The sequence below is a fragment of the Clostridioides sp. ES-W-0018-02 genome (assembly GCF_020658175.1).
Taxonomy (GTDB): Bacteria; Bacillota; Clostridia; order Peptostreptococcales; family Peptostreptococcaceae; genus Clostridioides.
In genome coordinates, this window is the sequence record NZ_JACVVY010000003.1 from 196284 (window position 1) to 220608 (window position 24325).

The window sequence follows — 24325 nt, forward strand, 5'->3', positions numbered from 1 at the left end:
AAAATCAAATAAAGTATGATAAATAGACTATTTTAGGAGGAAATCAATATGAAATTTTATGGATATAAAAGACCAGATGGAAGAGTTGGCATAAGAAATCACATATTAATATTACCTACAAGTGTGTGTGCATCAGATACAACGAGAATTATAGCCTCACAAGTTCAAGGAGCTGTTACTTTTAATAATCAAAATGGATGTTCTCAAGTAAGTTCAGACCAACAATTAACTATGGATGTTATGGCTGGATATGCAGCAAATCCTAATGTATATGGTGTGATAGTTGTGTCTTTAGGTTGTGAAAATTGTCAAAATGACTTGGTAGTTGATGCAATAAAAGAGAGAACAAATAAACCAATAAAGACTCTTGTAATACAAGAGGAGCATGGAACTTTAAAAACTATAGAAAAAGCTGTTCGTTATGCTAGAAAAATGGCACAAGAAGCTTCTATACTTAGAAAAGAAGAATTCCCAATATCTGAACTTATATTAGGGACTGAATGTGGGGGGTCTGACCCAACAAGTGGGCTAGCTGCTAATCCGCTAATAGGAGAATTAAGTGATAGACTTGTTGATTTAGGGTCTACTTCAATTTTAAGTGAAACTACTGAATTTATAGGAGCAGAACATATATTAGCTAGAAGAGCAGTAAATGAAGAAGTAAAAGAAAAAATACTACATATAGTACATAGATATGAAAATTCATTAAAATTAGTTGGAGAAGAAGTTAGAGAAGGAAATCCATCTCCTGGAAATATAGCTGGTGGACTTACAAGTTTGGAAGAAAAATCACTAGGCTGTATACACAAAGGTGGGCACAGAGTAATAAGTGAAGTATATGATTATGCAAAGCAAATTGATAAGAAGGGTCTTGTAATAATGGATACACCAGGAAATGATGCCTCATCTGTTGCGGGTATGGTTGCAGGAGGAGCTCAAGTAGTAGTATTTAGTACAGGGAGAGGGACTCCATCAGGAAATCCAATAGCTCCAGTAATAAAAATAACTGGAAATAAAATAACTTTTGCAAATATGGAAGATAATATGGATTTTGATGCTAGTCCAGTTATATATGGACCACAGACAATGGAAGAATTGACAGATGATTTATTAAATCTAGTTGTAGATGTAGCAAATGGTAAGCAATCAAAAGCAGAATCACTTGGATATACTGAAATGGCAATAGCTAGAGTATGTAATTATGTATAAAATATAAGACTTAAAAAAGTATGCACTTAGAATTTTACTAAAGGGTGATAGTATGAAGTTTGTTAGTTTTAGTAGTATAGAAGATACATCTAAAAAGGTAGGAATTCTCTCAAAGGATGAATTGTTTGTTATTGATGTCAATTCCATAAGTCTTAGTAAATTTTTTATAGATGTAAATGATTTAATTCAAGGTATATCTCAGGATGATATTATTAAGTTAAAAAATATTATAAGTGAAGAATCATTTAATAACTATAATGTTTTTAAAAAAGAGGAGTGCACTATACATGTTCCTATAGAAAAGCCAATACACGATATTTTATGTGTAGGAGTAAACTATAAAGAACATCTTGAAGAAACTCAAACTCATTTTGATAGTAGCTTTGAAGAACCTGAGAAAACAGTCTATTTTACAAAGCGTGTGACAAAGGCGATAGGTCCAGAAGATGAGATAGATGCTCACTTTGATATAAATAATCAGTTGGATTATGAGGTTGAACTTGGAGTAGTAATAGGTAAAACAGGTGTTAATATAGAAAAAGAAGATGTAGAAGATTATATCTTTGGTTACACTGTGATAAATGATATTTCTGCTAGAAAGTTGCAAAAAGAACATGTTCAATGGTTTAGGGGAAAGGGATTAGATACATTTACATCTTTAGGGCCATGTATCTTACATAAAAGTGCAATTTCTTTTCCAGTAAAACTTAATGTATATAGTAGAGTAAATGATGAAGAAAGACAAAATTCTAATACAGAGTTATTCATATCAGATATCTCAGATATAATTTCAGAACTTTCAAAAGGGATGACTTTAGAGGCAGGGGATATTATAGCAACTGGAACACCCTCTGGAGTAGGGATGGGCTTTTCTCCTCCTCTATATATGAATAGTGGAGATGTAATTGAATGTGAGATTGAAAGTATTGGAATATTGAAAAATTATGTTAAGTAAATGTTTTATTATATATAATCTTAAAACATAGGCTATAAGCATATTGAATGAACATATCAAAATAAATTTTAGGAGTTTAAATTATGAAAGCAGAATTTTTGACACCAGTTGTTACAATATTTGATGAAGACGGAAATTTAGATAGAGAAGGAAACAAAAAAGTATATGATTACCTTATAGATGGGGGAGTAGATGGTCTAGTTATAATGGGAAGTACTGGAGAGTTCTTTAATATGTCTATGGATATGCAAAAAGAACTTATAGATTTAGTGGTTAATCATGTCGATAAGAGGGTTAAAGTGTTTATAGGTACAAGTCGTATGTGTGCAGATGAGTCTATAGAACTTTCAAATTATGCACATAATAGTGGAGCAGATGGAGTTATGATAATAAGTCCTTATTATTTCTCGCTTGATGATGATAGTATTGAACTTTTTTATAGTAAGATAGCTGAGAACACAGATGCTGAAATATACCTATATAATTATCCAGATAGAACTGGTTATGATTTAAGTCCAGAACTTACATTAAAGCTTGCAAGAAAGCATGAAAACATAGTTGGATATAAAGATACAGTAACTTTAATGGGACATACTAGAGATTTAATAAATACTATGAAAACAGAGTTCCCAAACTTTAAGATATACAGTGGATATGATGAAAATTTTATACACAACTTAATGTCTGGAGGAGCAGGATGTATAGGAGGATTATCAAATCTAATTCCAGAAGTATGTTCTAAATGGGCTGAAGCTTATAATAATAAGGATATGGATAAAGTTATCGAAATTCAAAAATATATTAATAAAGCAATGGATTTTTATTTAATAACAAATCCATTTATACCAGCAATGAAGAAAGCTATGAATATTAGAGGATTAGAAATAAGTGACTACGTAACTGCTCCATTTATAAAACCAGATGAAAATCAAGTATGTAAAATTAAAACTTTGATGGATGAATTAAATATAAACTAAGAAGATAAAGAGGGTTTTAGATTGATTTTTATAGTCATTTTAAGCCCTCTTTTTGAGTGGATATATTAAATCAACCTTGCAAAGTAATTAACAATAAACTACAATTATCTTAATGAAAAATTAAATGTAAATAATACTAGGGTACTATTTTAGTTTAATAGGGAAAGTGATGTAAATTCACTACAGCCCCCGCTACTGTATACGGATACAAAATCAAATCCACTGAGATTCATAATAATTTTGGGAAGGTTGATGGAGGACAGGCCGTGAGTCAGGAGACCTGCCCAGTATTACATAAATACAATTTAGGGTGGAGATTGTAGTTTATAATAAAGTGAGATATCAATTCATTTTTTATAAAATTGATATAGAAGCTTCTCCTTGCTAATTTAGGAGAGGTTTTTTATTTTGCTAAAAAGCTATATTTATAAAATTAATTTTAGTAAAATATTTTTTTAAAATATGTGTAGCCACTCATAAAAAATAAAATAATGGAGTGAAAGTGATGAAATTCAAGTCAAATGTTTTAAAGCAGTTTTTTTTAGTTGTAATGGTAATTTTTTTGGCAGGAGGTATTGTAGGTTGTAGCAAAAAAGACAAAACTAATGAACAAGTTAGTAATGGGAAAAAATTAGAATTAAAATATGCAAGTGGATTTAGTGTTGAGAATTTAGAAGATGGAATTAAAAAGGTTGTTGATGGAGATAATAGAGAACTAATTTTGATTCCTAAAAAGATAAAAATACCTGAAAAATACAAGAATGCAAATATAGTTAGAACACCTGTGGATAATGTATTGATAGCATCTACAACACAAGCTTGTTCTTTAAGGACAATAGGTGAGTTAGATAGTATAAAAGCAGTAACAACAGAAGAACAATATTGGACTATCAAAGAAATTAAAAATTTAATGAAGGATGGGAAGATACATTATGTTGGTTCAAATTTAGCACCAGATTATGAAAAAATAGTAGACTTAAATCCTGACTTGACTATAGTGAGTAGTGGTTTATCAGAAGCGGATACAAAATTTATAGATAAATTAGAAGAATTGGGACTTAACTATGTTGTAGATAATGAATATAAGGAACAAAATCCATTTGGAAGAATGGAGTGGACAAGCTTGATAGCTGCATTTTATGATAAAGAGGATACAGCTACTAGTGAATTAGATAAAACAGTACAAAAAATAGAAGAGGTTAGTAAAAAAATAAAAAACAAAAGTAAACCTAAAGTTGTATGGGCATCTGTATATGAAGGTAATGCTTATATAGCACCTAAAAATTCATATGTAGATAATATGATAAACATGGCAGGTGGAATAAATGCTTGTGCTTCAATCGATTCAAATGAAGGGCGAGTAAGTATTGAGCAATTACATGAAGTGGCAAAAGATGCAGATATATTTGTATATTCATCAAGTTCAGATTATGCACCAAACTTAGAGTCTATAAAATCTAGTGCACCAGTGTTATCTGATTTAGATGTTGTCAAAAATGGAAATTTATGGGTGTTTGCTCCGGATTATTATCAATCAGTGGATAAGACAGATGAATTAATAGTGGATTTAGTTGAAATATTTCATCCAGGTACTACAGGTGAAAAGATTAAGCATTATATAAATTATGATAAATAATAAATAAGATTAAATTAACAAGAAAACTTTATAAATTTGAGTTAATCTAGTTTTATTAAGAGGAGTATATAGATGGACTTTACCAATAAAAACAGAATTAAAAAGACTACTATATTTATAACCTTAATTGTAGGTATAATACTTACTTTTTTGATATGTGTAGCATTTGGTTCTGTAAAAATCGAATTTAAAGAAATAATAGATGTTGTATTAAGAGGAATGGATAGTACAGAACACTATAAAATAATTTATAATATAAGGATTCCTAGAGTCCTTGCAACTATGGTGGGAGGTGCATGTTTAGCAGTATCTGGTATTTTACTACAGATATTTTTTAAAAACCCAATAGTTGAACCATATATATTAGGGGTGTCTTCAGGAGCGACTTTATCAGTAGCACTTATGATTTTAGGAGGATATACATTAGGATTTGAAAGTATAAATTCAATGAGTATATTTATAGCAGCATTTGTAGGAGCTTTAATTGTAATGTCTATAGTTATTCTATTTGCCAGCAAAGTAAAAAATATAACAACACTTTTGGTGATAGGAATTATGACTGGCTATGTATGTAGTGGAATTACAAATATATTACAATCATTTGCAAATAATGAAAAATTGAAGGAATTTACTATGTGGTCTATGGGTAGTTTTTCCGGATTTACATGGGAAAAAGTAGAAATACTTATGATAGTTGGGATATTAGGTCTTTTGATGACTATATTCATAATAAAACCTTTAAATGCTTTTTTACTAGGAGAAGAATATGCAAAGAGTATTGGTGTAAATATAAAATTTTTTAGATTTTTGGTAGTATTTATATCTAGTATACTAGCGGCAATAGTATCAGCATTTGCAGGTCCTATAGGATTTATTGGTCTTGCAGTACCACAAATCTCAAAATTGATATTTAAAACATCAGACAATAGAGTATTGATACCAGTAGTAATTCTTTTAGGAAGTATAGTTACAGCTCTTTGTGATTTAGTATCCAGAGTAATTTTGTCACCAATAGAATTACCAATAAGTGCAATAACTTCATTATTAGGTGCTCCAATTGTAATAATGTTATTGATGAAAAGGAAGGATAGGGCTTAGACATGTTGAAAACTAACAATTTAAGTGTTGGATATGATAAAAAAGTGGTTGTAAGTGATATAAACATAGAGGTGAAAAAAGGAGAAATATTATGTCTTTTGGGAAGCAATGGAGCTGGGAAAACTACTATATTAAGGTCTCTATCTAAACTTATAACACCGATAAAAGGTGAAATATATTTAAACGATATGGATATAAGGCATATATCCAGAAAGACATTGTCTAAAATGATGGCTTTAGTACTTACAAATAGATTATTAGGAGATTTAATGACTGTACAAGATGTAGTTAATATGGGGAGATATCCTTATACAGGATTTTTTGGAAATCTCTCTAAAAAAGATTTAATGATGGTGGATGATTCATTAAAATCTGTAAATGCCCTTCATTTAAAAAAAAGATATTTTGATGAACTTAGTGATGGTGAAAAACAAAAAGTCTTGGTTGCAAGAGCATTAGTTCAAGAGCCAGAAATAATCATATTAGATGAACCTACAACCCATTTAGATATAAAGCATAGATTGGAACTTATGAATATACTAAAAAAACTAAGTAAGGAAAAATCAATATCAGTAATACTTTCATTACATGAAATAGATATAGCACTAAAAAGTTGTGATAAGGTTGCTCTTGTAAAAAATAACAAAGTTATAGCTTATGGTCAGCCAGAAGATATGGTAGACGAAAATATGATAAATTCACTCTATGAATTAGAGGATAAAAATTTTAATAGTTTATTAGGTGCAGTAGAAATTAGCAATAAATCAAAAAATGAAGTTTTTATAATTGGTGGAGGTGGTAAAGCAACACCAATCTACAGAGCTTTTACTAAAAGAGGCATAGGTATATATTCTGGCATAATACATGAAAATGATATTGATTATGAAATTGGTAGGACTATGGGCATAAAGTTGTTTACAGAAAAGCCATTTGAGTCAATAAGTGATGAAAGTTTCGATTTGGCTATTAGAAATTTAAATAATTCTAAGATTATAATAGACACAGGATTTAGCGTAGGAGAAACTAATAAAAGAAATATAGATATTATAAAAGAGGCTTTAAAAATAAATAAAAAAGTTTATTCATTTAGAAATAAAAGTGAGAGTAATAAGTATTATAAGAGTCTGAGTAATAATATAGAATATGTAGATAAAGTTTCTAAAATGGTGGATAGTATTGATATAAATAATTTACTGTAAATTGTAACTTATGGCATATTTAGAAATGATAAAATATATAAAAGAGTATCATAAGGAGATTTTTAAAGTGCATTTTTTAAATCTCTAGATACTCTTTTTTAGAAAATATTTATTTAGTAATACATTTTTTTATTGTGTATTTTCAATTACACACTTCAATAAAAAAATAATACTTTACAGATAACCAACAGCTTCTTCTCTAGTTAAAAAAAAGTGAATTCCTGTAGTTGATTCTTTCCATCTATTTTCATGAAAATTTTCAGCTACCACCATTTCTCCTACTCTATATATAAAATTTTCATCAGCATATGCACGAGCAGTTTTAAAAGATTCTTTGCCATCTATACTTGTAATCGACAGTACTTTTGCTTTATCACATCTACAAGCATTTGATGTAGCAGATACTCTTTTTGCGTCACTTGGTATTAATAATTGTACCATTCTAAAATTAAAACATTTTTTATAGCCTATAAACGCTCCTGTTTCAGGACAGTATAATTTAAAAAAACGAGTACTTTCATCTGATATTACTCCATCCAATGTAGCATATTCTAAATTAGAATTTTCTAGATTAGTACCTCTAATATCTGAGTTAGATAAATTACAAAATCTAAAATTTGCACCACTTAAGTCTGTATTTTTTAATATAGAATTTTTTAATGAACAATCTGAAAAATAAGAATTCTTAAAGCTAGAGTTTTCTAAATCTGCATTTTCTAAATTTAAATTGATAAGGTCAGACCAGGAAAAGTCAATATTACTTAAATAATATCCTCTTAAATCCATATTTTCTAATCTTACTTCTTTTAAATCAGCTCTTTCTCCATCGTTATTATTTTTAAGCCATAAATAATGTTTCTCAAGTGTTTTTTCTAATTCTTGTTTAGAAATAGTTTTCATTAAAATCACCTTCACAAATTTATTTTTATATATTTAGTAGCAAAATAGTCATATATTTAATTATATAACAATGAATAAAAAACTTCTAAATAATATATAAAATATTAAATATATTATTGAAGATTTATTATCTCTAGTAACATATAAACACTGGGTAAACATTTTTATGGTTTTATTTAAAGAATAAAATAATATCAGTAATACAATAATAAAAGTTTAGATATAAAAAAATTTGTGTATATACTATATGTAGTATATAATAGATAAAGCACTAACTATATGTAGTGCTTTTGTTTTTGAAAAATACTTATTATGCCCTATAATTATAGGTTGTTTTTGGAATTTACGCTGATAAATATTAAAAGAAATAATAAGTAAATTAAATGAAATTATAGCACAAGATTATGTTAAAAGGACGGTAAATAATGAATTGGATAGAGCTTAACAATCAAGTGATAATTAAAAATGAACAAGGGAAATATCAACTGGAAAAGGATAAGGAAGCCCTAAGTAGTTACATAGAAGAATTTATAAATCCAAAGTTAAAGAAATTTAATAATCTAGAAGAAAGATTGAAGTATCTAATGGATGAAGGTTATTATTTAGAAGAAGTAATACATAAATATAGCATGGATTTTATTAAAAAGATATACAAACTTATTGAGGAACATAAATTTAAGTTTCAATCATATATGAGTGCAAATAAATTTTATCAAAATTATGCATTAAAAAGTAATGATGGAAAAGAGATATTAGAAACATATAATGAAAAAGTATTAATTGTAGCTTTAACATTAGGAAATGGTGATGAGAGTCTAGCTTTAAACTTGGCAGACAAAATAGTAAAACAAGAATTTCAACCAGCTACACCTACATTTTTAAATGCTGGAAGAAAGAGAGCAGGAGAAATGGTATCATGTTTTTTACTATCTGTAGAAGATAGCACAGAAGGTATTTCATATGCGATATCTTCATCAAATCATTTATCAAAAATAGGTGGAGGAGTTGCGTTAAACTTATCTAAGCTTAGAGCATCAGGTGAATCTATTAAAGATATAGAAGGTGCAGCTGGAGGTGTTGTTGGAGTAGCTAAAATGTTGGAACAATCATTCAGCTATTTTAATCAGATGGGAGCTAGACAAGGTTCTGGTGCAGTTTATCTCACAGTATTTCATCCTGATTTTGAATTATTGATGGATACTAAAAAGATAAATGCTGATGAAAAAATAAGACTTGCTACATTATCGCTGGGAGCTATTATACCTGATAAATTTATGGAGTTAGCAGAAAAAAATGAAGTAGCTTATGCATTTTATCCTCATACTGTGTATAAAAAGTATGGAGTTTACCTTGATGAGATAGAAATGAGTGAGTGGTATGATAGATTAGTTAATGATGAAGATATAAGAAAAAAAGAAATAAATCCTAGACAAATGTTGACTAAAATAGCACAAATGCAACAAGAAAGTGGATATCCATATGTAGTGTATATAGATACAGCCAATAGGGAACATACATTGAAAGAGGTTGGTATGGTAAAAATGTCTAACTTGTGTTGTGAAATCTTCCAGTATCAAACATCTTCAGAAATAGAAGGCTATGGTGGAGAAAATAAATGGGGTCAAGATATAAGTTGTAATCTTGGTTCTTTAAATATAGCAAATGTTATGGACAATAAAACTATAGAAAGCACAGTTGAGACATCAATAAGAGCATTGACATTTGTAGCGGACAAAACAAACATAAAGCCAGTACCAACTGTAAATAATAGTAATAGCAAATCTCATTCTATAGGATTGGGAGCTATGAATTTGCATGGATACTTAGTAAGAGAAAATATTTTATATACTTCAGAGGATGCTGTAGAGTTTTCTGATGTATTTTTTGCAATGATTAGATATTATTCAATTAAAGCATCTATGAAAATAGCTATAGAAAAAAATCAAACTTTTGAAGGGTTTGAAAAATCAGAATATGCTAAGGGAAGAAAAAGCAAGGTATTATCAAAATACTATGAACAATCTTATCTACCTAAGCTAGAAAAGGTAAAAGCATTATTTGAAGGTATTTATATACCAACAAAAGAAGATTGGACAAAATTATTGGATGAGGTCAAAGAAAAAGGTATATATAATGCATATTTAATGGCAGTAGCCCCAACTCAAAGCATTAGTTATGTCCAAAATGCAACATCAAGTATAATGCCAATTACTGAGCCAGTAGAAGTAAGAACATATGGAGATTCAACTACAATATATCCAATGCCATTTTTAACTAATGAAAATATGTTGTATTATCAATCAGCATATAGAATGGATATGAGGAAAGTTATAGATTTAGTATCAACAGTTCAACAACATGTTGACCAAGGAATATCAACAACATTGTTTGTTACAGATGAAAAGACAACTAGAGATATAGCTAGACATTACATATATGCATATAAAAAAGGTCTTAAAAGTTTATATTACACAAGAACAAAGATGACAAGAGATACTCATGAGTGTCTAGTATGTTCAGTATAGGGAGAGAAATATATGACATTTAAATTACATAAAACACATGATGCAGTTAATTGGAATAAAGAAGAAGATGGATTCACACAGGCTTTTTGGGAACAAAATGTAAAACAATTTTGGCTTCCTGAAGAAATATCTGTCTCTAAAGATATTAAGGTATGGAATGAATTAGATGATAATGAAAAAGACTTATATAAAAAAGTGTTAGGTGGACTGACCTTATTGGATACAAAGCAAGGGAATAATGGAATTCCATCAATGATGGGTTTAACAGATAATCTTCAAAGAAAAGCAGTTTTATCTTTTATGGGTACTATGGAAGAAATACATGCAAAAAGTTATTCTTCCATATTTATGACTTTGCTTTCTAACTCCGAGATAGATGATTTATTTGAATGGATAGAAACAGAGCCAACATTACAACGAAAGGCTGATTTAGTTCTAGCTCAATATGAAAATACTACAAACCAAAAGAATTTATATTTATCAATGGTTACAAGCGTGTTTTTGGAGAGTTTCTTGTTTTATTCAGGATTCTTTTATCCATTGTATCTGTCTGGTCAAGGAAAAATGGTGGCTAGTGGAGAAATAATATCACTTATTCTTAGAGATGAATCTTTACATGGTAAATACATAGGGCTTCTTGCACAAGAGATATACAATTCATTTAATAATACTGATAAGAAAAAATTAGAAGATAAGATGTATTCTATACTTGCTAGTCTTATGGAAAATGAGATAGAGTATACAAATGTAATATATAAAGATAGTGGACTTGAAGAAGAGGTTGTAGATTTTTTGAAATACAATGCAAATAGAGCTTTAGAAAATTTAGGATTTGAAAGACTCTATAATGTAAATGCTATCAATCCAATTGTGTTAAATGGACTTAGTACTGAAACTAAAACACATGATTTCTTTTCAACTAAAGGTAATGGATATCAAAAAGGGGTCTATGAAGAGTTAGAAGATGAAGATTTTATAATATAATTTATTTTATAAAATGTGACACGCTGATGTCATCTTTAGCATGATAATATCAATGTATAAAATGTATATACGGAGGTATTTTTTATGAAATATGAATGGAGAAAAAAAGATAAAGAGTTATATTTACCTAAGAAGAATCCTGTGATAGTTGAAGTACCAGAGCAGAAATTTATCATGTTAAAAGGCAGTGGAGACCCAAATACTAAAGAATTTACTGAAGCAATAGGAGTACTTTACTCTTTGGCATATGCAATAAAAACTATGCCCCAAAAGGGAATTGTACCAGAAGGGTATTTTGATTATACTGTTTTTCCTTTAGAAGGTATATGGAATAAGGGAGAAAAAAGCAAATGTTCAGATATACTTATTAAAGAAGATTTGATTTATACTATAATGATACGTCAGCCAGATTTTGTTACACAAGACCTGTTAAATAAAGCTATTGATATATTAAAAAAGAAGAAACCACATAATCTTCTTGAAAAAGTTAGATTTGGGTCTATTAATGAAGGTCTATGTGTTCAAATGCTTCATATAGGCTCATATGATGATGAACCAGAAAGCTTTGACATTATGAGTGAATTTTGTAAAAAAAATAAGCTTCTAAGAAAATCTTATATACATCGTGAAATTTATATAAGTGATGCTAGAAAAGTATCTCCTGAGTCATTGAAAACTGTTTTGCGTTTTGAAGTAGAAAGGGAAATGTAAGCATTATATTATGATATTAGATTGCTTTATTTTTATACTATAATAAAGTAATGAGGTGATTATATGAAAAGTAATAGATTATTTGAAATTATTTATATCCTGTTAGATAAGAAAAGAGTAACTGCAAAGGAGTTAGCTGAACACTTTGAAGTATCTAGGCGAACTATTTGTAGAGATATTGAAATATTGTCATCTTCTGGTATTCCAATTTATACTGATAAAGGTAGAAATGGTGGTATAGGTATTTTAGATAATTTTACTTTTGATAAATCTATTTTATCTGAGCAAGAGCAGAAAGAAATTCTAGCATCACTAGAGGGTTTAAATATGCTTAAATATCCAGATATGAATTCTACATTAGCAAAACTTAGAGCCTTGTTTTGTAAATCAGATTTAAATTGGATAACTGTTGATTTTTCTCATTGGTGTAGTAATGATGTAGAAAAAGATAAATTTATAAAGATAAAATCAGCTATATTAGATTGTAATATTATAACTTTTGAGTATATAAATACTTATGGAAAGATAACTAAACGTTGTGTAGAGCCACTTATGCTTTGGTTTAAAGAAAAGTCATGGTATATTAAAGCTTATTGTCGTCAAAAAAATGATTATAGAATTTTTAAGGTCGTAAGGATGAAGAATATCTGTATTTGTGAGCAGACATTTATACGAAGCATACCAATTGAAGTGGGAGAGATAAAAGAAGATAAGAATAAAAATATTATTTTAAAATTGAAAATTTCTAAAGATATAGCATATAGAGTTTATGATGAATTTGATATTGATAATATATTATACGATAACGATGGAAATTTTATTGTAAATGTACAGTATCCTCAAAATGATTGGATTTATGGATATGTGCTCTCTTTTGGAAATCACATTGAAGTATTAGAACCCATAGATGTTAGAGATAAGATTTTACAGATTGTTGATGATATTAAAATAAAATATTTATAATTATTGTAAAAAGTGAAGTATTAATTAGACTTCACTTTTTTAGTTTACTGGTAAAACCCAGTTTGATTTTTGTATAATATGTATATTTTTACATGTGTAACATTGACATCAAATTATCGAAACTAATTATATATTTGTCATTATAAGTAGATTAATAGTAAAATGTATATCTTATTGTTAAAATAAATTGAATGTATTATTTTAATATTGTAAGTAAAAAAGTGAAAAATTGTAAATAAACATTATTTTTTAAAGAAAAAATTAATATATTGACAAAAATAAAGTACTCATTTAAACTAATAGTTGAGAATAATATTCAATATTAAATAATAGGAGGAGCTATGAATAAATATCTTCTAATAAATCCAGTAGCAGAAAAAATGTATGAGGAAAAGTTTAATACTATTAAAGAAACTTTGATAAAAAAAGGGTACATAATGGTTGAATGTGAGGCACAATTAGAATATGTAAAGAATCAGTACAAAGAATATGCAAAAAAGACTGAAAACACGATATTAGATTGTAGATGTCCAGAAAGCATAAATCTTTTAAAAAGAAATAATTTGATAGATGGTTTTGAAGTTCCTATGATAGAACCAATATTAGTAAGGACTTGTAGAGTTTTATACGAAAAATATATTAAGAGTAAAGAGGATATGTTAATAGTAACCTGTCCATGTACACAATTAAGAGATTTTGCTAGTGAAAAATTTAAGGATAAAGATAATGCTCTATTTTATACATGGAAGGAATTTGCTGAAAAAGAAGGTATAAAATCACTTGGAAAAATAGATGAATCTCCAATTCCATTAGGGTATTTTAAGGATTCTTTTGAAAAAGTTCTTGAAGTGTCAAGCGAAGATGAAATATTAAGTAAAATACAAGAAATTAAAAATGGCTCTGAGGATAAGTATGATATAGTAGAAATGTTTTATTGTAAAGATGGATGTAATAATGGAGATGGTTTGTAAATGGGCAATAAAATTAATGATAAACTTTTAAGGTTAATAAAAAGTGTTTTGATATTTTTTATAATTCTTGTATTGTGGAAAATTACAAATTATCTTGGTATTTGGAGTGAATATATATTACCACCACCTGAAAAAGTGTATAGTACATTTTTAAATATGATAAATGATGGTTCAATATTTGTTAATGTATATGCAAGTATGAAAAGAGTTTTGATAGGGTTTGTAATAAGTACAATTATAGGTGTTCCTTTAGGTATATTCTTTGGAATTTATGGTAAAGTTTATGAGTACTTTAAATCATTAATAAATTTTTTGAGAAATACACCACCACTTGCTTTAATACCAATGCTTATATTGTGGTTTGGTATAGGTGAAGAATCAAAAATAATAATTATAATTTTGGCATCTTTTTTCCCAATCTTTACAAGTACATTAAAGGGGATTAGAAATTGTGATTCAAAGTTAATTGAAGTAGGTAGAGTATTTGAATTGTCAAAGCTTCAGATAATATTTAGAATAATTATTCCTAATGCAATTCTCGATATTGCTGTTGGTCTAAAGTTAGCACTTGGATATAGTTTTAGAGCAATTATAGGAGCTGAGCTTGTAGCTGCTTCGTCTGGTCTTGGATACTTAATATCTGATGGAAAAGAAATGTCTAGGACAGATGTTGTTATTGTAGGAATAATTGTAATTGGACTTCTAGGAATAATTACAGACTATATATTTTCAATTATTGTAAAAAAGGTAAGTAAGGGAAAGATGGTGGAAGCATATGAGTAATACAGTATGTAATTCTGGATATATAATCAGAAATCTATCTAAAAGTTATAAAGTTGATAATGAAGAACATGTAGTGCTTAGTGATATTTCTTTAGATATAGACAGAAGTCATATAACTGTAATTTTAGGTGAAAGTGGATGTGGGAAGACTACTTTACTTAGGGCAATTGCATCACTTGAAGATATAAATAGTGGTGAGATTAGGTTTGTAAAAGATAATAAAGAGTATAAACCTAATGTTGGTTTTGTATTTCAAGAAAGTAGATTGATGCCTTGGCTAAATGTGAGCGAAAACATAGCTTTTCACAATCAACAAAAAAGTAATCTTTTAAATAAAATATTCAATAAATTAAATCACTCAAAAAGTACCATTAATAAAGATAGGCATGATAATAATATTTATTTAAATGAGAAGAACAAAGTAAGTGAATCAAATAAGCAAGACAGTATTGATATAGAAAAATATCTTAAAATGATGAACTTACAGAAGTTTAAAAATTCTTATCCAAATGAGCTTTCAGGAGGTATGGCACAGAGAGTAAGTATAGCTAGAGCACTTTCTTTTAATCCAGATATGTTGTTTATGGACGAGCCTTTTTCAGCACTAGATTATTTTACAAGGATTGATATGCAAAATGAAGTTGTAAGAATACATAAGTCAACCAATAAAGGTGTAATATTTGTAACTCATGATATTGATGAAGCATTAAAGATAGGCAAGAAAATAGTTGTTTTTACAAATGAAAGAAAAATAGAAGAATTTAATATAGAGGATGATTATAATAGAGATTTAACTTCAAATTACTATATTAAATTAAAAAAAGATATTTTAATGACAATGAAATCAAATAAAGGCATTTAAAGAAATTAATAATATTTTAAGGAGTAAAAATATGAAATTAAAAAAACTATTGATAGGTATAACAATATTGACACTTGCGACAGCATCTTTAGCTGGATGTGCAAAAAAGAATGATAGTGAAAATCTTTCAGAAATAAATTTAACTTATGTAAAATCACCACTAAATGTACCTTCTATAATTCAAAAACAGGATGATTTATTTGGGAAAGAATTTAAAAAGGATAATATAAAAGTTAATTTTCATGAAATTACTACAGGACCAGAGCAAACACAGGCTTTAGCTGCTGGAGAAATAGACTTTTTACATGCATTAGGTGGTACATCAGCTTTGATAGCTGCATCTAATGGAGTGGAATTAAAGATACTAAACACTTATAGTAGGTCACCAAAAGGATTTATGATTTTAACAAATAATGGTTCAATAAAATCAGCAGCAGATTTAGCAGGTAAGAAAGTAGCAGGACCAAAAGGGACTATATTACATCAAGTATTAATTGCAGCACTTGATAAAGAAGGATTAAGTATGGATGATGTAGAGTTTGTTAACATGGGTATTCCAGAAGCATCAGCAGCTCTTTCTGATGGTAGTGTTGATGCTGCATTGATTGCTGGACCAGCAGCTCTTAAAGCTATGAAGTCTGGAAGTAAACTTGTAGCAAATGGTGAAGGTTTAGTAGATGGCATAATAGTAACTGCTGTTAGTACGGATTTTGCTGAAAAACATCCAGAGGTAGTTGAAAGATTTATGAAAGTTGAAAAAGAAACTTTAGAATATGTAGATAATAACTTTGATGAAGCTATGGAAAAGGTAGCAAAAGAAGTTGATTTAAGCGTTGAAGAAACTAAAGAATTATATGCTTGGTATGATTTTAGTTTAGATATAACAGACAAAGATATATCTTCTCTTGAGGAGACACAAGACTTCTTAATAAAAAATGGATTACAAGAGAAAAAAGTAAACATAAAAGAATTAATATATAATGCTAAGTAGTAGTGATAATAGTGTTAAAAGTTTAAGTTACCTTATTTAAGGTAACTTTTTCTATTCTATTGATAAAAATATATGCTAATGGTATGTTTATATAGCGAAGAGATATGTTTTAATTTTAAATTGTTAGAGTGTTTTTAAAGATATAATATATTTATTTACAGATAGAAGAAGATATTTTTATAGTATTTTATATAAGGTATTTTATAATACAATTATATTAATAAAGTTAACAATAATATTTTATTATATATAGATACAAAGATATCATGCTTAATATAGATAGTATACAGGTATAAATATAATATATAATATTATGTAAATAAGTGTATATCAAACAAAAAATTAGAAAATTATAAGTATAAATATTACCAATAATTGTTAATAAATATTAATATACTGTATTTTGAAATTTAATAAATTGATAGATATCTGAGTAGGTATCTATACTATACATAAAGCCATATGTGAAAGTTATATGAATATATGGTAAATAAGAAAACTAAAATATGGAGGAATTATATGAGTCATAAAATATATATTGTAGAAGATGATATATCAATAAGTACATTACTTAAAGATTATATAGAGAAATATGGATTTGAAGTAATGGTTGAAGAAAACTTTGATAATATAATTACTACATTTGCAAATTTCAAGCCAGACTTAGTGCTTTTAGATGTAAATTTACCAAAATTTGATGGATTCTATTGGTGTAGATGTATTAGACAACAGTCAAACATTCCTATAATTTTTGTATCAGCTAGAGATAGTAATTTAGACCAGATTAGAGCTTTAGAAAGTGGAGCAGATGACTATATAACAAAGCCTTTTTATTATGATGTAGTAATGGCAAAGATAAAAAGTCAGATAAGAAGGGTATATGGTGAATATTCGCCTAAAATAGATGAGAGAATATTAGAACTAGATGGACTAAAATTTTATCCAGAAAGATTAGAGATAGAGTTAGAGGATAAGACTTTGGTTATCACCAAAAAAGAAGGAATATTACTTGAGTGTCTTATAAAAAAATACCCTAAAGTAGTAAGTAGAGATTATCTATTAGAAAAGATATGGGATGATATTGAGTTTGTAGAGGAAAATACTCTAAATGTAAATGTTAGCAGAATAAGAAAAAGATTTGAGGAGTTAGGTATAAATGATGCTGTTCAAACTGTACGAGGAGTAGGATATAAATTAAATAAAAATTGGTAAGGAGAAAATATGAAATTATTATTTAAAGATTGTAAAGGCTATATTTTTATATATTATTTAGGAATATCTATGACAATTATTTATTGTAGTCTTATGAAATTTATTAATGTAGAAGAAGCTTTGTATATCTTATTGTTTAGTACTTTTATATTATTATGTTTTTTGGTATATAAATATTATAAAAACAGAGAAGTATATACTATATTTACAAAAGGTATAAACTCCTTAGATGAATCCTTTTTATATTTAGGGAACTCTTTTTTCGGAGAAAACATATCAGTTATTTTAAAACAACAACATAGATTATATCAATCAATGATTCAAGAACATAAAAAAATACATAGTGAACACTTAACTTTTATCAACCAATGGATTCATCAAATGAAAACTCCAATATCAGTTATAAGTCTTCAACTTCAGGAATATGAAGGTGAAGAAGTTACTGAAAATATAAAAAAAGAGATAGATAGACTTAATAAAGGCTTAAACATGGCCATGTATTTCGCAAGAGTGGATGAATTTCAGAAAGATTTTGTGGTTGAAAAAGCTAATTTGAATGATATCATAGTAGATACTATAAATGAGGAAAAGAGATTATTCATAAAGAATGGTATAATTCCTAAAATACATATAGATAAATCTATTTATATTTATACAGATATAAAATGGATGAAATTTATAATAAATCAGTTAATTACAAATGGAGTTAAATATTCCAAAGATTACAGTAAAGATTTAATTATAAAATCTGAAGAAAATAATAAGTCTATAATTTTAAGTATAATAGACAAAGGTGTTGGAATTGTATCTAAAGATATAAAAAGAGTATTTGACCCATTTTTTACAGGAGAAAATGGACGTAAATTTGGAGAATCCACAGGTATGGGACTCTATTTAGTAAAAAAAGTATGTGACAACTTAGGTCATATGGTCAATATAAAATCAGAAGTTGGGAAAGGAACTGAAGTTTCAATAATATTCAGTAAAGATAATATAAACTAATAAGAGGCTATTTTAAGATGGATTAATATTGTATTTATAATTTAAATATCTTGTTAAAATTAATATGTCCATATATTTTAATGAGATTTATAATTATACAATCTAATTTTAAAATAGTTTATTTTTTGCAAACATTACATAGATGTAATGTTTGTGTAATGTTTGTAGATAGTGAAACTTTCTAATGTCAATTAAAATTAGTATAAGAAATGACATAAGAAAAGAAATTTTAAGAAGATTATATAGTAAGGAAAGGGTGTTTATCAATGAGTTTGGATATCATTTTTATATTAAAATCAATCATAATAGCTATAGTGGAGGGACTTACAGAATTTATTCCAGTATCATCTACAGGTCATATGATTTTGGTGGGAAGTTTGATAGATTTTAAAGGTCAATTTGCTGAAATGTTTGAAGTTGTAATACAACTTGGAGCTATCCTAGCAGTAGTAGTACTTTATTGGAAAAAAATAAAGAATAGTGTTATAGAGTTTTTTAAATTTATATTTACTGGAGGAAAGGAAGGAAAAACTGGATTTAAGTTTGGAATAAATGTTATTGTAGGTTGCATACCATTTGGAATTGTGGGAGTTATATTTTATGATAACATAAAAGCATTGTTTAATTTACAATCTGTAATTGTAGGGTTTATAGTTGGAGGAATCTTATTATTAGTTGTAGAAACTCTATTCAGAAAAAAGAAGCACTCAACAGATAATATAGATAAAATTACTCCAGTACAAGCTTTGAAGATTGGTATATTACAAGTTTTATCTGCGTGGCCGGGAATGTCAAGAAGTGCATCCACTATTATGGGTGGATGGATAGCAGGGCTTAATTCTCCTACAGCAGCGGAATTTTCTTTTTTCTTAGCTATACCAGCAATGGTAGCTTCTTCAGGACTAGATTTATTTGAATTTGATTATTCAATAATGACACCAACTTTATGGATTGCTTTAATTGTTGGGTTTATAGTAGCTTTTCTTGTGTCTATAGTAGTTATGGAAAAGTTCGTAAATTTTTTAAAGAAAAAACCAATGAGAGTATTTGCTGTATATAGAATAGTGGCAGGTATAGTACTTGCTGTATTAGCTTTTACTAACATAATTAGTATATAAACTAAAATAAATTCAGTATTTATATAAAATTTCTTTAATTAATATGAGTAGTATTTAATATATACTGCATGTCATTTTATAACTTATAAAGGAGCTATAAATAATGAAAACTTTAATTGTGAGTAATTTGAGCAAGGTATATGGTAAAAAAATGATTTTTAATGCATTAAACAATATAAGTTTTAGTATAGATGATGGAGAATTTGTAGGAATTATGGGACCATCTGGAAGTGGAAAGACCACTCTTTTAAATATGATTTCTACTATAGATAAGCCAACTACAGGAAAAATAGAATTAAAAGGTAAAAATCCATTATCACTAAAAGGTGAAGAACTTGCATTATTTAGACGAAGAGAGTTGGGGTTTGTATTTCAAGATTTTAATCTATTGGATACTTTAACTATTGGCGAAAATATAGTATTGCCATTGACATTGGATAAGGTAAGTGTAAAAGAGCAAGATGAAAAGCTAAATGAAGTATCTAAAATTTTAGGTATAGAAGACTTATTAAATAAAAGAACTTTTGAAGTGTCTGGCGGTCAAGCTCAGAGAACTGCTATTGCTAGGGCCTTAATCAATAAACCATCAATACTTTTGGCAGATGAGCCAACAGGTAATTTAGATTCAAAGTCATCAAAGACTGTAATGGAACTATTTCAAAAGATAAATAAAGACAATAAAGTCACTACTATGATGGTAACTCATGACCCATTAGCAGCAAGCTATTGTAATCGTATTTTATTTATAAAGGATGGAGCTATATACAATGAAATATATAAGGAAAATAGTAGAGAACAATTTTATCAAGAAGTAATGGATGTGCTTACATTATTGGGAGGAGATAATTAATGAACATAAAACAATTTGCCATTAATAATATTTCAAGAAATATTAAAGCATATCTAGGATATTTAACAAGTATTGTTATATCCTCGTCACTACTTTTTTCTTTTATTATGTTTACAGGTCATCCAGATTTAGATATATCTCAATTTCCTGACTATTTAAAAGAAGGGCTTAAGATGAGTAAAATAATTGCATATTTGTTTTTATTCTTCTTTGTATTTTATTCAGTGAGTGTTTTTCTTAAAAGTAGATATAAAGAGTTTGGAATACTCTATATTACAGGTATATCAAAACGACAAGTAATGAAATTGGTTCTTATAGAAAATATAGTAATAAATATAGTATCTTCTGTAATTGGAATAATAGTAGGTTTAATTTTTTCAAAGGTATTTTTAGTAGTTATGTCTACCTTTTTAGAATTATCACCTCTAAACTTTTATATACCATTAAATGCAATGTTTTCCACTTTAATTTATTTTATGGTTTTAGCTATATTAACATCTATATTTACTTCTTTTATAATTAAAGAAAATCAAGTATTGAGGTTACTTAAAGGTACAAAAACTCCAAAACCAGAGCCTAAAACATCACTAATACTTGCTATATTAAGTATTTGTCTGTTTGTAATAGCATATTATAGTGCTGTTACATCAACTGACCAGTATACAACTTATTTACGATTAGTTCCAGTTACATCTCTTACTATAGTAGCAACTTATTTATTCTTTTCTCAATTTAGTGTGTACTTTATAAAAAAATTGAAGATGAAGAAAAGTTTTTATAGAAGAAATACAAATATGCTTTGGATTTCAAATTTAATTTATAAGGTAAAGGATAATGCTAGGATATTCTTTTTGATAACTATAACTTCTGCAGTGGCATTCACTGCTATAGGTACAGTTTACTCATTTTGGAAAGATGTAAAACGTCAAATTAATTTAATATACCCTAACACAATATATTATTCAACAATGACTCTGCATAATGACACTAATAAACCTGATAGTAAAGAGAAAGATAAGGAAAGAATGAGTTTTATAGAAAGTAAGTTAAAAAAAGAAGGTATAGATTATGAAAGAGTTAATGGTGAGTTTAAAACTGTATTTCCTAAGAAAAGTGATTTTAATGTAAGAATAATTAAAGAATCCAAGTACTTAGAAATTACGAAGAGTATAGGGGTTAAGCCTATAAATTTTGAAGATAATGAATGTATATCATTATTTTCATCAGGACTACCTGGTAATAAAAAGGTAAAAGAAAATGTCATTATAGGGAATATAAGCTTAAGAGTGGCAAAACAGGTAGAAGAATGTGTTATGCCAGCATATTATAAAAATATGTATGTGGTAAAGGATAATTTTTATGATAGTATAAAATCAAAATTTATAGTAGATAGATTCTCAGCATTTGAGGTAAAAGGTTCAAGTGAAACTATAGATGTATGTAAACAATTCGAAGATAAATTTGATAATGAGTCTGGAATGCAACCATATTTGTTTTTCTCCAAAGAATTAATGATAGAAACTGGTAAACTAACATATTCTACATTTATGTTTTTAGCAATATTTATAGGTTTAATTTTCTTTGTTACTACAAGCAGTTTCTTATATAATAAGTTTTATATGGATTGTCAAGTTGACAAGAAAAAGTATGAACAGTTAAATAAATTGGGAATGACATATAAGGAGATTAAGAGAGCTTCAACCATTGAGATTGGGATTGTGTTTTTGTTACCTTATGTAGTAGCTGTTATACATTCGATATTTGCACTTACTGCACTGAAAAATTCATTTGATATAGAGGTTGCGTCATCTGCGATTTTAGTAATGGGAAGCTTGTTTATAGTTCAAATAGTGTATTTCTTACTTGTAAGAAATAGTTATTTAAAAGAGGTAAGATTAAATTTAGTCAATTTTTAATGGATATAATTAACTAATAACAAAAAGGTTTAAAATTAATTAATATTACTGAAATTATAAATGTTTATTTTTTCAGTAATATTTTTTATTGTATTAATTATTAAGATTCTATACGAATATGACATAATAAATGTCAAAATTATAAAAATATTCTACTTATATAAAGTATAAAGAGGTTATATGCACATATCTGTAGAAATAAATAATATAAAATATTAATTAATGTTATTAGGGGGTGTTATTTATTAGTAAATTAGCTAATGCATTGAGAATGATGATATTAATTCAAAGTAAAGGTAAAATGAAATGCAAAGAGTTAGCAGAAGAGTTGGAAGTAAGTGAAAGGCAAATAAAAAGTTAGATTATTAGATAATGAAGTTTCAATTCTAGATATGATAAATTCACAACTAAAGTATAATAATGATATTTATAAAAATCATGGATAGTAAAGATAAACAACTGAAACCAGCATATAATATATAGTTTGCTTAAGTTCAGTATAATAAGCAACCAACACTACAACATTAATAATATTTTTAGCTCTATTTGTTAAGTATGTTTTTGTTTATAATAGAGACTTTATGTAAAGTAATTAAAAATATACTTGTTAATACAAGTAAAAAGGAGTTATCACAGAATAAATTTAATTTGCTCATACAACATTAATCCAAAATTTTTTACTTACTAAAATTTAATAATAGTAAATTTTAGTAAATTATTGACTTTTATAGAAATTTACAATATCATGAGTTAAGTATAGTTATATTTATGCATATTGTTGGAAAGGAGGGTTTTAATGGCTAATGAAGAAATCCGTGAGGAAAATATAAAAAAAGTATTAAATTGTGCTATTGAATGCTTTAAAATTCATGGTCTGGAAGCAACTACAGTTACAATGGTCGCAAAAAAAGTTGGTCTTACAACTCGTTCTCTCCAAAGATACTTTGGTAACAAAAATAATTTGGTGATGCAGGCTATGGCCTTATTGCTAAATCAATCATATATTGAAATTAAAAATTCTTTTGAGAGTAAAGAATTTTTATCTAAAACAGGCTTTGAACAAATAATAGAAATCCTAAAAATAAGAGCAGAACATGTTAAAAAGCATTTTGAAGTTACAATCAACCTTACTGAGTTAGAAGTGTATTTTTCTAAAAATAATTTAAATCTAGAAATATTTAGAAATTACATGGGAGGTTCTGGATATGTGGATATTGCATTGTCTAAATCTCTTGATCTTGCTTTAAATGATTCATCTATTAGAAGTGATATAGATAAAATTGCTGCTATTGATGTTCTATCAACAACATATAAGGGTTTGTTGCAAAGAATAGCTTTTTTATATAACAATAAAGAAATAAAAAATGAAGTAAGCCCTGATAGATTAATAGATTCATTTATCAAAGTTATAACTTTATATTTAAAAGGCTAACACTGTATGATGGTGATATGGTGTTTTTTTA

22 protein-coding genes and 1 riboswitch are annotated in these 24325 nt (G+C 27.5%); of the genes, 21 read left to right on the plus strand and 1 reads right to left on the minus strand.

Annotated elements, in window-relative coordinates:
- Positions 1 to 48: 48 nt before the first annotated feature.
- The 6 genes from IC219_RS09675 (at position 49) to IC219_RS09700 (ending at position 7074) form a co-directional block, all read left to right on the plus strand.
- On the plus strand, positions 49 to 1209 hold the full coding sequence (locus IC219_RS09675; RefSeq protein ID WP_227830912.1) for a UxaA family hydrolase: 1161 nt from the start codon (positions 49 to 51) through the stop codon (positions 1207 to 1209).
- Between the two features lie 52 nt (positions 1210 to 1261).
- On the plus strand, positions 1262 to 2164 hold the full coding sequence (locus tag IC219_RS09680; protein WP_227830911.1) for a fumarylacetoacetate hydrolase family protein: 903 nt from the start codon (positions 1262 to 1264) through the stop codon (positions 2162 to 2164).
- A gap of 83 nt (positions 2165 to 2247) precedes the next feature.
- Positions 2248 to 3141, plus strand: coding sequence for a dihydrodipicolinate synthase family protein (locus IC219_RS09685; RefSeq protein WP_227830910.1), 894 nt, complete (start codon positions 2248 to 2250; stop codon positions 3139 to 3141).
- 122 nt (positions 3142 to 3263) lie between these two features.
- A riboswitch (cobalamin riboswitch) is annotated at positions 3264 to 3444 on the plus strand.
- Positions 3445 to 3646: 202 nt separating this feature from the next.
- On the plus strand, positions 3647 to 4777 hold the full coding sequence (locus tag IC219_RS09690; RefSeq protein WP_227830909.1) for an ABC transporter substrate-binding protein: 1131 nt from the start codon (positions 3647 to 3649) through the stop codon (positions 4775 to 4777).
- Between the two features lie 72 nt (positions 4778 to 4849).
- Positions 4850 to 5875, plus strand: coding sequence for a FecCD family ABC transporter permease (locus IC219_RS09695; RefSeq protein WP_227433927.1), 1026 nt, complete (start codon positions 4850 to 4852; stop codon positions 5873 to 5875).
- A 2-nt stretch (positions 5876 to 5877) separates the two neighbouring features.
- Positions 5878 to 7074, plus strand: coding sequence for an ABC transporter ATP-binding protein (locus IC219_RS09700; protein ID WP_227433928.1), 1197 nt, complete (start codon positions 5878 to 5880; stop codon positions 7072 to 7074).
- A gap of 174 nt (positions 7075 to 7248) precedes the next feature.
- On the opposite strand, the gene IC219_RS09705 is transcribed toward IC219_RS09700, so the two are convergent.
- The gene (locus tag IC219_RS09705; protein WP_227824368.1) at positions 7249 to 7974 is read right to left on the minus strand and encodes a pentapeptide repeat-containing protein; all 726 of its coding nucleotides are present in this window, start codon (positions 7972 to 7974) and stop codon (positions 7249 to 7251) included.
- Between the two features lie 425 nt (positions 7975 to 8399).
- On the opposite strand from IC219_RS09705, the gene nrdE reads away from it, so the two are divergent.
- The 15 genes from nrdE (at position 8400) to IC219_RS09780 (ending at position 24294) form a co-directional block, all read left to right on the plus strand.
- Positions 8400 to 10499, plus strand: a complete 2100-nt coding sequence (gene nrdE, locus IC219_RS09710; protein ID WP_227830908.1) for a class 1b ribonucleoside-diphosphate reductase subunit alpha — start codon at positions 8400 to 8402, stop codon at positions 10497 to 10499.
- 12 nt (positions 10500 to 10511) lie between these two features.
- Entirely contained in the window at positions 10512 to 11483 is a 972-nt protein-coding gene (gene nrdF, locus IC219_RS09715) for a class 1b ribonucleoside-diphosphate reductase subunit beta (protein ID WP_227433931.1), read from the plus strand.
- An 84-nt stretch (positions 11484 to 11567) separates the two neighbouring features.
- A complete protein-coding gene (locus tag IC219_RS09720; protein WP_227482010.1) occupies positions 11568 to 12194 on the plus strand; it encodes a GyrI-like domain-containing protein in 627 nt (208 codons plus the stop codon).
- A gap of 63 nt (positions 12195 to 12257) precedes the next feature.
- Positions 12258 to 13157, plus strand: a complete 900-nt coding sequence (locus IC219_RS09725; protein ID WP_227482011.1) for a helix-turn-helix transcriptional regulator — start codon at positions 12258 to 12260, stop codon at positions 13155 to 13157.
- 341 nt (positions 13158 to 13498) lie between these two features.
- Entirely contained in the window at positions 13499 to 14128 is a 630-nt protein-coding gene (locus IC219_RS09730; protein WP_227482012.1) for a hypothetical protein, read from the plus strand.
- Positions 14129 to 14911 (plus strand): ABC transporter permease, encoded by a 783-nt coding sequence (locus tag IC219_RS09735; RefSeq protein ID WP_227824363.1) that lies wholly within the window; start codon positions 14129 to 14131, stop codon positions 14909 to 14911.
- Positions 14904 to 15773, plus strand: coding sequence for an ABC transporter ATP-binding protein (locus tag IC219_RS09740; protein ID WP_227830906.1), 870 nt, complete (start codon positions 14904 to 14906; stop codon positions 15771 to 15773). The genes IC219_RS09735 and IC219_RS09740 overlap by 8 nt, the downstream gene beginning before the upstream one ends.
- Positions 15774 to 15804: 31 nt before the next feature.
- Entirely contained in the window at positions 15805 to 16764 is a 960-nt protein-coding gene (locus IC219_RS09745) for an NrtA/SsuA/CpmA family ABC transporter substrate-binding protein (RefSeq protein WP_227830905.1), read from the plus strand.
- A 519-nt stretch (positions 16765 to 17283) separates the two neighbouring features.
- Positions 17284 to 17976 carry a response regulator transcription factor gene (locus tag IC219_RS09750; protein WP_227433938.1) on the plus strand — a complete coding sequence of 231 codons (693 nt, stop codon included), beginning with the start codon at positions 17284 to 17286 and terminating at the stop codon, positions 17974 to 17976.
- A 9-nt stretch (positions 17977 to 17985) separates the two neighbouring features.
- The gene (locus IC219_RS09755; protein WP_227433939.1) at positions 17986 to 18978 is read left to right on the plus strand and encodes a sensor histidine kinase; all 993 of its coding nucleotides are present in this window, start codon (positions 17986 to 17988) and stop codon (positions 18976 to 18978) included.
- 266 nt (positions 18979 to 19244) lie between these two features.
- Positions 19245 to 20096: an undecaprenyl-diphosphate phosphatase gene (locus IC219_RS09760; protein WP_227824361.1), complete on the plus strand. Its 852-nt coding sequence runs from the start codon at positions 19245 to 19247 to the stop codon at positions 20094 to 20096.
- 103 nt (positions 20097 to 20199) lie between these two features.
- Positions 20200 to 20946 carry an ABC transporter ATP-binding protein gene (locus IC219_RS09765; protein WP_227433941.1) on the plus strand — a complete coding sequence of 249 codons (747 nt, stop codon included), beginning with the start codon at positions 20200 to 20202 and terminating at the stop codon, positions 20944 to 20946.
- Positions 20946 to 22862, plus strand: a complete 1917-nt coding sequence (locus tag IC219_RS09770; protein ID WP_227830904.1) for an ABC transporter permease — start codon at positions 20946 to 20948, stop codon at positions 22860 to 22862. The genes IC219_RS09765 and IC219_RS09770 overlap by 1 nt, the downstream gene beginning before the upstream one ends.
- 235 nt (positions 22863 to 23097) lie before the next feature.
- The gene (locus IC219_RS22015; RefSeq protein WP_227830903.1) at positions 23098 to 23223 is read left to right on the plus strand and encodes an HTH domain-containing protein; all 126 of its coding nucleotides are present in this window, start codon (positions 23098 to 23100) and stop codon (positions 23221 to 23223) included.
- A 435-nt stretch (positions 23224 to 23658) separates the two neighbouring features.
- On the plus strand, positions 23659 to 24294 hold the full coding sequence (locus IC219_RS09780; RefSeq protein WP_227830902.1) for a TetR/AcrR family transcriptional regulator: 636 nt from the start codon (positions 23659 to 23661) through the stop codon (positions 24292 to 24294).
- Positions 24295 to 24325: the final 31 nt, after the last annotated feature.

Coding starts and splice junctions, on each gene's coding strand:
- IC219_RS09675 (WP_227830912.1), top strand. CDS start 49: ATGAAATTTTATGGATATAAAAGACCAGATGGAAGAGTTGGCATAAGA.
- IC219_RS09680 (WP_227830911.1), top strand. CDS start 1,262: ATGAAGTTTGTTAGTTTTAGTAGTATAGAAGATACATCTAAAAAGGTA.
- IC219_RS09685 (WP_227830910.1), top strand. CDS start 2,248: ATGAAAGCAGAATTTTTGACACCAGTTGTTACAATATTTGATGAAGAC.
- IC219_RS09690 (WP_227830909.1), top strand. CDS start 3,647: ATGAAATTCAAGTCAAATGTTTTAAAGCAGTTTTTTTTAGTTGTAATG.
- IC219_RS09695 (WP_227433927.1), top strand. CDS start 4,850: ATGGACTTTACCAATAAAAACAGAATTAAAAAGACTACTATATTTATA.
- IC219_RS09700 (WP_227433928.1), top strand. CDS start 5,878: ATGTTGAAAACTAACAATTTAAGTGTTGGATATGATAAAAAAGTGGTT.
- IC219_RS09705 (WP_227824368.1), bottom strand. CDS start 7,974: ATGAAAACTATTTCTAAACAAGAATTAGAAAAAACACTTGAGAAACAT.
- nrdE (WP_227830908.1), top strand. CDS start 8,400: ATGAATTGGATAGAGCTTAACAATCAAGTGATAATTAAAAATGAACAA.
- nrdF (WP_227433931.1), top strand. CDS start 10,512: ATGACATTTAAATTACATAAAACACATGATGCAGTTAATTGGAATAAA.
- IC219_RS09720 (WP_227482010.1), top strand. CDS start 11,568: ATGAAATATGAATGGAGAAAAAAAGATAAAGAGTTATATTTACCTAAG.
- IC219_RS09725 (WP_227482011.1), top strand. CDS start 12,258: ATGAAAAGTAATAGATTATTTGAAATTATTTATATCCTGTTAGATAAG.
- IC219_RS09730 (WP_227482012.1), top strand. CDS start 13,499: ATGAATAAATATCTTCTAATAAATCCAGTAGCAGAAAAAATGTATGAG.
- IC219_RS09735 (WP_227824363.1), top strand. CDS start 14,129: ATGGGCAATAAAATTAATGATAAACTTTTAAGGTTAATAAAAAGTGTT.
- IC219_RS09740 (WP_227830906.1), top strand. CDS start 14,904: ATGAGTAATACAGTATGTAATTCTGGATATATAATCAGAAATCTATCT.
- IC219_RS09745 (WP_227830905.1), top strand. CDS start 15,805: ATGAAATTAAAAAAACTATTGATAGGTATAACAATATTGACACTTGCG.
- IC219_RS09750 (WP_227433938.1), top strand. CDS start 17,284: ATGAGTCATAAAATATATATTGTAGAAGATGATATATCAATAAGTACA.
- IC219_RS09755 (WP_227433939.1), top strand. CDS start 17,986: ATGAAATTATTATTTAAAGATTGTAAAGGCTATATTTTTATATATTAT.
- IC219_RS09760 (WP_227824361.1), top strand. CDS start 19,245: ATGAGTTTGGATATCATTTTTATATTAAAATCAATCATAATAGCTATA.
- IC219_RS09765 (WP_227433941.1), top strand. CDS start 20,200: ATGAAAACTTTAATTGTGAGTAATTTGAGCAAGGTATATGGTAAAAAA.
- IC219_RS09770 (WP_227830904.1), top strand. CDS start 20,946: ATGAACATAAAACAATTTGCCATTAATAATATTTCAAGAAATATTAAA.
- IC219_RS09780 (WP_227830902.1), top strand. CDS start 23,659: ATGGCTAATGAAGAAATCCGTGAGGAAAATATAAAAAAAGTATTAAAT.